7 protein-coding genes and 1 pseudogene are annotated in these 7,893 nt (G+C 68.5%); 5 read left to right on the plus strand and 3 right to left on the minus strand.

Annotated features, from left to right (window positions below; genetic code table 11):
- Nucleotides 1–37: 37 nt before the first annotated feature.
- Nucleotides 38–1,288, minus strand: coding sequence for a chromate efflux transporter (gene chrA, locus WBB14_RS00745; protein WP_424238132.1), 1,251 nt, complete (start codon nt 1,286–1,288; stop codon nt 38–40).
- A 233-nt stretch (nt 1,289–1,521) separates the two neighbouring features.
- Between chrA and WBB14_RS00750 the strand changes: the two genes are divergently transcribed.
- Nucleotides 1,522–2,820 carry an ATP-binding protein gene (locus WBB14_RS00750; protein WP_424238133.1) on the plus strand — a complete coding sequence of 433 codons (1,299 nt, stop codon included), beginning with the start codon at nt 1,522–1,524 and terminating at the stop codon, nt 2,818–2,820.
- 134 nt (nt 2,821–2,954) lie between these two features.
- Nucleotides 2,955–3,434, plus strand: coding sequence for a carboxymuconolactone decarboxylase family protein (locus WBB14_RS00755; protein WP_424238134.1), 480 nt, complete (start codon nt 2,955–2,957; stop codon nt 3,432–3,434).
- On the opposite strand, the gene WBB14_RS00760 is transcribed toward WBB14_RS00755, so the two are convergent.
- Nucleotides 3,431–4,861: a PLP-dependent aminotransferase family protein gene (locus tag WBB14_RS00760; RefSeq protein ID WP_424238135.1), complete on the minus strand. Its 1,431-nt coding sequence runs from the start codon at nt 4,859–4,861 to the stop codon at nt 3,431–3,433. The genes WBB14_RS00755 and WBB14_RS00760 overlap by 4 nt on opposite strands.
- Nucleotides 4,862–4,927: 66 nt before the next feature.
- On the opposite strand from WBB14_RS00760, the gene WBB14_RS00765 reads away from it, so the two are divergent.
- The 3 genes from WBB14_RS00765 to WBB14_RS00775 all read left to right on the plus strand — a co-directional run bounded on the left by WBB14_RS00765 (nt 4,928) and on the right by WBB14_RS00775 (nt 6,687).
- Nucleotides 4,928–5,401, plus strand: a complete 474-nt coding sequence (locus WBB14_RS00765) for a GNAT family N-acetyltransferase (RefSeq protein WP_424238136.1) — start codon at nt 4,928–4,930, stop codon at nt 5,399–5,401.
- Nucleotides 5,398–6,036, plus strand: a complete 639-nt coding sequence (locus tag WBB14_RS00770; protein WP_424238137.1) for an FMN-dependent NADH-azoreductase — start codon at nt 5,398–5,400, stop codon at nt 6,034–6,036. Before WBB14_RS00765 ends, WBB14_RS00770 begins: the two co-directional genes overlap by 4 nt.
- Nucleotides 6,037–6,255: 219 nt before the next feature.
- Nucleotides 6,256–6,687: a hypothetical protein gene (locus WBB14_RS00775; protein WP_424238138.1), complete on the plus strand. Its 432-nt coding sequence runs from the start codon at nt 6,256–6,258 to the stop codon at nt 6,685–6,687.
- A 3-nt stretch (nt 6,688–6,690) separates the two neighbouring features.
- Here the strand turns inward: WBB14_RS00775 and WBB14_RS00780 are convergent.
- Nucleotides 6,691–7,893 (minus strand): annotated as a pseudogene (locus WBB14_RS00780) (spermidine synthase); the annotation flags it as partial.

The raw sequence follows: 7,893 nt of genomic DNA on the forward strand, positions 1-7,893 counted from the left end.
GTCCTAGCGCAGCCCGGCGGGGCTGCGCGCGGCCCCGCTAAGCCAGCGCCCAGCCGCCGGCCGCGGCCAACAGCACCACCCACACGGGCGACCAGCGCGCATAGACCAGCAGCCCGAACAGCAGCAAGGCCAGGCCGAAGTCCGCGCGGTCGAGGATGGCGCTGGTCCAGACCGGGTCGTACAGGGCCGACAGCAGTATGCCCACGACGCTGGCATTCACGCCTGCGATCAGATTGCGCACGCCCGGGCGGCGCCGCAGGCTTTCCCAGAACGGCAGCGCGGCGGCCACCAGCAAGGCGCCGGGCAGGAAGATGGCGACCAGCAGCGCGAGTCCGCCGGCCCAGCCCGACCAGGGGCCGGACGACATCGCGCCCAGAAAGGCGGCAAAGGCGAACAGCGGCCCCGGCATGGCCTGCGCCGCGCCGTAGCCCGCCAGGAAATCGGCGTTGGACACCATGCCGCCCGCCACCGAGGCGGATTCCAGCAAGGGCAACACGACGTGGCCGCCGCCGAACACCAGGGCGCCTGCGCGGTAGAAACCGGAGAACTGCTGCGCCAGCGGCATGCCGCTGACCGCGGCCCAGGCCGGCAAACCCGCCAGCAGCAGCACGAACAGCGCCAAGGCCGTGTACCCGGCGCGGCGCGACACATTCAGCGAAGGCACCGCCAACGCCGGACGCGGCGGCACTTGCAGCGCGGCCATGCCGGCGATCGCGCCCAGCAGGATGGCGCTCAATTGCCCCAGCGTGCTCGGTATCAGGATGGTGATGAGCGCCGCCGCCACCGCCAGCCCGGCCCGCTCGCGGTCAGGGCAGAGCGAGCGGCCCATGCCCCAGACCGCCTGCGCGATGATGGCTACCGCCGCAATCTTCAGGCCATGGATGGCGCCCGAGGCGGACAGCCAGCCGAACTGCGCCAGCCCCAGCGCGAAGAGAATCAGGGCGACGGCGGTAGGCAGCGTGAACGCCACCCAGGCAGCCGCCATGCCGGCCCAGCCGGCGCGTCCCAGGCCTATCGCCATGCCGACCTGGCTGCTGGCCGGCCCCGGCAGGAACTGGCATAGGGCCACCAGGTCGGAATACGCGTAGTCGTCCAGCCAGCGCCGGCGCTCCACGAACTCGGTGCGGAAGTACGCCAGGTGCGCGACCGGCCCGCCGAAACATGTCAGTCCCAGGCGCAGGAATACAAGAAAGACTTCCAGACAGGAGCCCTGGCCGGGTTGCTGGCGCACGGAAGTGGCGGGCTTGCTGGCGACGTGTTCGTCTTGGTGGGGAGGCAGCGGCGGCATGGGATTCGGGCTTCATCGGCAGGCGGGGCATGAGGGTCCGGCCCCCGCCCCATGCTTATAGCCGGGCCGCGTGACGGATTCAACCGCCTGAACGGTCCGGGCCATATGGCCGGTTTACCTCGCCAGCCCGACGCGCTTCAAACAACTTTACAAATCCCGTACAAATATCGGCGGACTGTGTCGGTCCCGGCCCGATAGCATCCCAGGTCGCCATTTCAGGTCCGGATCCCCCAATGCTCAAGTTCGCGATTCGCATCTTCGTGGTCGCCGCGATCGGTTACGTCGCGGGGTCGCAGTTGGTGCAGCGCAGCCTCGAGTATCTGTTGGACCCGCTGAGCGCGGACCTCTCGTACCAGTCGGTCCGGGGCCAGATGCATGCGCTACGCAAGGAGCTGGATGGCCTCGCGCCCAGCGCGCGTCCCGATTACCTGCGCACCGAGATACAGCCGCACTACGGCCTGGACTTGAAGCTGCTCACGGACGCCGAAGCCAATCCCACGGCGGCGGAGCGGCAGCAGCTTGCCACCGTCGGCTTTATCATGCGCGACGACTACAACATCTACGTCGCTCCCCTGCCCGGCGAACCCAGCCAGTGGCTGGAGGTGGGCCTGCCACGCCCGCCGCGGGCGGTTGAGCGATGGATCACGATAGCCGCCTGGGCCGCGCTCAGCCTGATCGTGGGCGGCATCCTGCTGCTGCTCTGGGCCCTGCCCTTGTGGCGCGACCTGGACCGGCTGCGCAACGCCGCGCAGCGCATGGGCCAGGGCGAACTGAGTGCGCGGGTGCGGCTGTCGCGCCTGGCCGGCATGCGGCACGTGGGCGAGAGCTTCAACCAGATGGCCGAGCGGATTTCGGCCCTGGTCGAAAACCAGCGCAGCCTGACCAACGCCGTCTCGCATGAATTGCGCACGCCGCTGGCCCGGCTGTCCTTCGAAGTGGCCCTGCTGGGCCAGGACGCACATCTGCCCAAGCGGGACCAGATACTGCGCGACATGCAGGCCGATATCTGCGAACTGGAAACACTGGTGGCCGAACTGCTGGTCTATGCGCGGCTCGAGCGCCCCACCGACGAGACCGTCAGGCTGGAAACCGTGGACACCTGCGATTGGCTGGGTGAAGCCCTGGCCCAGGTGGCGCACCAGGCCGAAGCGCGCGCCATCCAGTGCCATGTGCACCGCGACTATCCGCCGCGCGTACGGCTGCATCCACGCTACATGAGCCGGGCCTTGCTGAACCTGGTGCAGAATGCGGTGCGCTACGCCAGCCGCCATGTAGAGGTGAAGCTCAGGCAATGCCCGTCGGGCGGCTTCGAGCTCATCGTCGACGATGACGGCGGCGGCATCGCGCCGGCCGACCGCGCGCGCGTGTTCGAGCCCTTCATCCGGCTGGATGACAGCCGCGACCGCGGCACCGGCGGCGCCGGACTGGGCCTGGCCATCGTCTGGCGAGTGGCCGCCAGCCACGGCGGCGGCATCGAAATCCACGACAGTCCCCTGGGCGGCGCCCGCTTCGTGCTGCGCTGGCCGGCCTGAGCTTTGGCGCTGGCTGCGGCCGCCTGCATGGCCCAGACGAAAACTCCATTTATGGCACTTTTTTCCTGGGCCAAGCCGCGTCATCCTGTCGGCACGAGATTCCACTCGGCAACACGTATCGAAAAGGCAGGAACATGAGCCAGCGTTTGAATTATTTCCAGGTCTCCGAGGAACAGTCCAGGAAGTACCTGGAATTCAGCATGTCGCTGAAGAAAACCCCCATCGTGCGAGAGGTCGGCGAACTGGTGGACGTCCGGGCTTCGCAAATCAACGGCTGCGGCTTCTGCCTGGACATGCACGTCAAGCAGGCCAGGATCGCAGGCGAACGCGAACTGCGCCTGCACCACGTCGCCATCTGGCGCGAGTCCACGCTGTTTTCACCGCGCGAGCGCGCGGCGTTGGCCTGGACCGAGGCCGTCACCACCCTGTCCGCGCAGGGGGTATCGGACGCTGTCTATGAAGAGGCGCGCGCGCACTTGTCCGAGCAGGAAATCTCCGACCTGACGCTGTTGGTGGTCGGCATCAACGGCTGGAACCGGCTCAACGTGGCCTTCCGCACCGTGCCGGGCTCGGCCGATGCGGCTTACGGCCTGGACAAGGCCGGCTTGAACTAGGACTGCATCAGCTGCAGGATCCGCAGGCCCAGTTCACGGGCCTGCGCCTGCGTGGCGATATTGGTGAAGCTGAGCAGCAGCGCCGATTGCCGTTGCGGCGCGGCGCACCAGCGCGACAGCGCGCCCGCGTACATGCCCTGCTCTTCCATCCGTCCGGCCAACGCCACGTCGCTCTGGCCATCGTCCAGGCGTGCCACCAAGTGCATGCCGCCTGGCTGCGGTTCTATCCGCAGGCGTTGACCCAGCGCCGCGTTCAGGCCGGCCACCGTCGCGGCGCGGCGTTCCGCGTACAGCTTGCGCATGCGCTGGATGTGGCGGCCGAAATGCCCCTCGGCCATGAAGGCGCCCAGGATGGCCTGCGTCAGGCCGGGCGCCGCGCCCGCCTGCAGCCGCGCAGATTGCGCAAAACGGCCGGCCAACGGCTCTGGCACCACCAGGTAGGCCAGCCGCAAGCCGGGAAACAGCACCTTGCTGAAGGTGCCGGCATACAGCACCCGCCCCTGCGTATCCAGGCTCTTGAGCGCCGGCAGCGGGCGTCCGACGTAGCGGTACTCGCCGTCATAATCGTCTTCCACGATCCAGGCCACGCGACGCTCGGCCCAGTCCAGCAGCGCCTGCCGCCGCGGCAACGACAAGGACATGCTCAGGGGACTTTGATGGGCCGGCGTCACCACCGCGCCGCGCGCGCGGCCCGCCCGCTCAATGCCTGCGCTGACCATGATTCCGTCCTGATCCACAGGCACCGGCACCGGTTCCAGCCGCGCCTGCTCCAGCAGCGCGCGGGTCGGCGGATAGCCCGGATCTTCCATCCAGACTTGATCGCCGGGCTCGAACAGCGTCTGCAGGATCAGTCCCATCGTGCTGTTGTAGCCCGAGGTGATGAATACCTGCGAAGGCTGGCAATGAATGCCGCGCGCCACTTGCAGATAGGCGGCCGTCGCGCTGCGCAGGGCCGGCAGGCCGCCGCTGGGCGGATAGGCCAGGTCCCCGGACTGCAAGCCGCGCAGTTGCCGGGCGCCCAGCCGGGCCCAAAGCTTGCGCGGAAACTGGTCCAGGGCCGGCAAGCCCATCTGGAACGGCCGCAGGCCCGATGGCTCACGCCAACCCGGGCCGTCGCCGGGAGCCTCCGACGGGACGGCCGCGGCAGGCGGCGGCGCATGTTGCGGCTGCAGATCGGGCGCCACCACCGTGCCGGCCTGGCCGCGCGCCTGGATATAGCCTTCGGACGCCAACAGCGAATACGCCACTTCCACCGTGCCGCGCGCCACGCCCAGCTCCTTGGCCAGCGCACGTGCCGACGGAATGCGGTCGCCCGGCTTGAGGGTGCCCTGCGCGATGGCGCCGCGAAAGCGCTCGTAGACCTGGCGATACAGGGGCTCGGCGTCGCCCGACAGTGCTGACGCGTCCTGGGGTTGAGGGCTGATCATGGCATAGTCCAAAACTGATTTTATGGCCCTTCTAATTATGGCATGTGGCACCTAACATCGATGCTCATGAACCCTGACACCGCTATTGCATCCATGACCGAAGCCGCCATGCAACACATCGAAAGCCCGCAGGATCTGCGGGCTTGCCTGCCGCTCATGCGCGAGCTCAGGCCCCATCTGAAGGAAGAAGTCGATTTCGTCGAGCGCGTGAGCCGCATGCGCGCCGATGGCTACCGGCTGCTGGCCGCCATGGACCACGGCCAGGCCGTCGCGCTGGCCGGCTATCGCTTGCAGGAAAACCTGATCTACGGCCGGTTCCTGTACGTCGACGATCTGGTCGTGGCGGACAGCCGCCGCGGCGAACGCTGGGGCGCCCGGCTGCTGCACGCCCTGGACGCCGCCGCGCGCGACAGCGGCTGCGCCCGCCTGGTGCTCGACACCGGCCTGGGCAACGCCCTGGCCCAGCGCTTCTATTTCCGCGCCGGTCTGCTGACCAGCGCGATCCGATTCAGCAAATCCCTGGAAACTCCCGCCTCATGAACATCCTGCGCATCATCTGCAGCCCGCGCGGCCGCGCCTCCGAAAGCTATCGCCTGTCGCAAACAGTCGTCGACCAGCTCCTTGCCGCCGCGCCGTCCGCCGCCGTGGTCGATATGGATGCGACCTCCCTGCCCCTGGTCGACACCGACTACGCTGCCGCGCTGAGCGCGCGGCAGGATCCCACCGACGGCCGCCAGAACCGTGGCGCGCTGGGCCGCTCATCCAATCTGATCCAGTCCTTGCAGGACGCCACCCATATCGTCATCGCGACGCCCATGCACAACTTCACCGTGCCGGCGTCCCTCAAGACCTGGATTGACCACGTGGTACGGGTGCGCAGCACTTTCCAGATCACCGCGTGCGGCAAGGAAGGCAGCCTGCCGGACCGTCCCGTGTACGTGGCGATCTCGTCCGGCGGCGATTTCGGCGGCGGCGCGGATAGCCAGCCGGACTTTCTTACGCCGTATCTCAGGCATGTGCTGGGCACGATAGGCCTGAAGAACGTGACGTTTTTCTCGGTGCAAGGCACGGCGCGCGGCGCGGAAGCGCTGCAGGATGCCCGCGCCCGGGCGCAGTCGGAAATCGCCGCGCATCCGTTCGCGGCAGGTCCGCATCCGGAACTTGCCGCCGCTTGAGTCCGCATAAGCCTGGTGCCGCCGCATCATGGCGCGCGCACCAAGCCGCTTCATGCTTAGGGATAGCGCCGGTACCGGCCCGGCGTCGGTGAAAAGCACTAGGTAATCGGGCTGCGTTGACACCCCCAAACAGCCGGCACTACGCTCTTTGCGAACCCCCCTAGCCTGAGCAGACTACGCCGTATTTCCTCATTCGGGCATGGGTGCAGGAGGCGTGTAATGACATTGACCAGACCCGGCATCTTGCTGGCTGCGGCCCTTGCGCTGTTTGCCCTCGCCGCGCCCCGCGCCGATGCGGCCTGCGCCGAGAAGAAGATACTGGCGATGGCCAACGACGGCCGCACGGTGAACGCGATCGCCAAGGCTTGCAACATGCCGGCGGCCAAGATCCGGGGCGTGATCGAGCGCGCCGACGCGGACGCCGAGGCGCCGGCGCCACCTGCGGCCAAGGCGGAACGCGCCGCCGAGTCCGATCTGGTCAAGAAGCTGCCTTCCGGCGCGGGGCTGGCGCAGTGCGATTGCCAGGGCATGGTGCCCTATGGCGAGCGGGCGCCGGATCTGCGCTGCCAGAGTGGCATGTCGATGGCGACTCCTTGCGCGGGCTATTGTTCGCCCCATGGGGTCGCGCCCTGGCGGCGCATATGCAGCTGAGCGCTACTGCCTGGCGCTCGGCATGAACCAGCGGTAATAGGCGTTGTCGCCGTCGTCGCGCGCCAGCTTGTTCATTTCCCTGCCCCAGGTTTCACGATCGCCCACGTAGGCCGCAAGCGAGGCCCGATAGAACGTGTCCAGCCGCGCCCGCTCCAGCTGCATATCGGCGCGCAGCGCCTCGGATGCTCCGACCAAAGGCGGCTCGCTGCGCAAGGCCAGCAGCGCGGGCAGGACTCGCGCCACCTCGCGCGGACGGACCCAGGTCGCGTACTCGATGCCGGGCCGGTCGTCGGTCACGGCCGGCGCGCTGCCGGCAAAGCGCGCCAATCCGTCGCGGTCGGTCACCCAGGTGGACAGCAAGGCGGCGGCCGACGGCACGCCCACCGCTTTCAAGGCGGCGGCGACGTCCGGCTGGTCGTAGCGCGCCTCGATGCGGGCCGCATCCAGCGCCAGCGGCTGCATCGACCCCAGCAGCAGCATTTCATGCAGTTCGCTGGTCCACAGTTGGGCATAAGGAAAGACCTCGATGAAACTGGCGACCAGCGCGCGGGTGTCGTCCTCATTCTGGGTGGGCAGCGGCAGCCATTGCGCCACGATGCCCTGGGGCGCCAGCCGGTTCGCGGCCAGTTGGTAGAAGTCGCGGGAATACAGATTGACCACGCCCGCGGCTGACGGCGGCGGCGGCTCCAGCGTGATCAGGTCCCAGCGTTCGGCGCTGGCCTGCAGCTCTCGGCGCCCATCGCGCAGGCGCTTGTCCAGGCCCGGGTCGGTGGCGGCCTGGAAGGTGCCCTGGAAATGCGGCGCCGCCCGCAGCACGGCCGGCAGCAGTTCGGCCACCGCGCGTTTTTCCAGTCCGCGATACTGCGACAGCGCTCCCGCCGTGATGCCTGTGCCGTAGCCCACCACCAGCGCGGACTTGGGCTCCGCGTTGTGGACGATCAGCGGCAGCAGCGCCTGCAGCCGCATGTAGCGCAGCGAAGGCATGGCGTCGCCCGAGTTCGACACGCCCTGGATGTAAAGCCGGTGGAAGCGGTTGCCATTGCCGGCGCGCTCGACCACGGCCACCGTGCCGCCATGGCTCTCTTCGTAGAACACCAGGCCCGCACCGCTGGCGCCGGGCAGCAGCCGCGCGAACTGGTCCGCTGGCAGCATGGCGACCAAGGCCAGCGTGGCGAGGCCCGCGATGCCGGTCGCCCAGCCGGTCGC

The organism is Achromobacter sp. (genome assembly GCF_049647645.1).
GTDB lineage: Bacteria > Pseudomonadota > Gammaproteobacteria > Burkholderiales > Burkholderiaceae_B > Achromobacter.

What these genes read in the sequence shown, in the direction of transcription:
- chrA (WP_424238132.1), bottom strand. Translation starts at nt 1,288, where the DNA reads ATGCCGCCGCTGCCTCCCCACCAAGACGAACACGTCGCCAGCAAGCCC.
- WBB14_RS00750 (WP_424238133.1), top strand. Translation starts at nt 1,522, where the DNA reads ATGCTCAAGTTCGCGATTCGCATCTTCGTGGTCGCCGCGATCGGTTAC.
- WBB14_RS00755 (WP_424238134.1), top strand. Translation starts at nt 2,955, where the DNA reads ATGAGCCAGCGTTTGAATTATTTCCAGGTCTCCGAGGAACAGTCCAGG.
- WBB14_RS00760 (WP_424238135.1), bottom strand. Translation starts at nt 4,861, where the DNA reads ATGATCAGCCCTCAACCCCAGGACGCGTCAGCACTGTCGGGCGACGCC.
- WBB14_RS00765 (WP_424238136.1), top strand. Translation starts at nt 4,928, where the DNA reads ATGAACCCTGACACCGCTATTGCATCCATGACCGAAGCCGCCATGCAA.
- WBB14_RS00770 (WP_424238137.1), top strand. Translation starts at nt 5,398, where the DNA reads ATGAACATCCTGCGCATCATCTGCAGCCCGCGCGGCCGCGCCTCCGAA.
- WBB14_RS00775 (WP_424238138.1), top strand. Translation starts at nt 6,256, where the DNA reads ATGACATTGACCAGACCCGGCATCTTGCTGGCTGCGGCCCTTGCGCTG.